At 62.1% G+C, this 425-nt stretch carries 1 protein-coding gene; it reads right to left on the reverse strand.

Annotation, left to right across the window (positions count from 1 at the left end; all coding sequences use genetic code 11):
* Positions 1-425: hypothetical protein (locus IAE55_RS33615; RefSeq protein ID WP_200634981.1), on the reverse strand; the 425-nt coding region annotated here is incomplete at both ends.

Below are 425 nucleotides of genomic sequence, written 5' to 3' on the forward strand. Positions count from 1 at the left end.
CGTTGCCCCGGTTACCCCAGTTGCTCCCGTTGCTCCGGTGGCTCCCGTTGCACCAGTTGCTCCAGTTGCTCCAGTCGCTCCTGTTACTCCGGTGGCTCCGGTTGCTCCGGTTACTCCCGTTACTCCAGTTACTCCAGTCGCTCCTGTTGCTCCAGTTACTCCAGTGGCTCCGGTCGCTCCAGTTGCTCCCGTTTCCCCAGTTGCTCCGGTGGCGCCAGTCGCTCCGGTTGCTCCAGTTGCTCCTGTCGCTCCAGTTTCACCAGTCGCTCCTGTTGCTCCAGTTACTCCAGTTACTCCGGTAGCTCCTGTTACTCCAGTCGCTCCGGTGGCTCCAGTTTCTCCAGTGGCTCCGGTCACTCCCGTTGCTCCCGTTGCTCCAGTCGCTCCAGTCGCTCCGGTGGCTCCGGTCGCTCCAGTTTCTCCAG

Origin of the sequence: Paenibacillus sp. S28 (assembly GCF_016624415.1) — a bacterium.
GTDB lineage: Bacteria > Bacillota > Bacilli > Paenibacillales > Paenibacillaceae > Paenibacillus_AQ > Paenibacillus_AQ favisporus.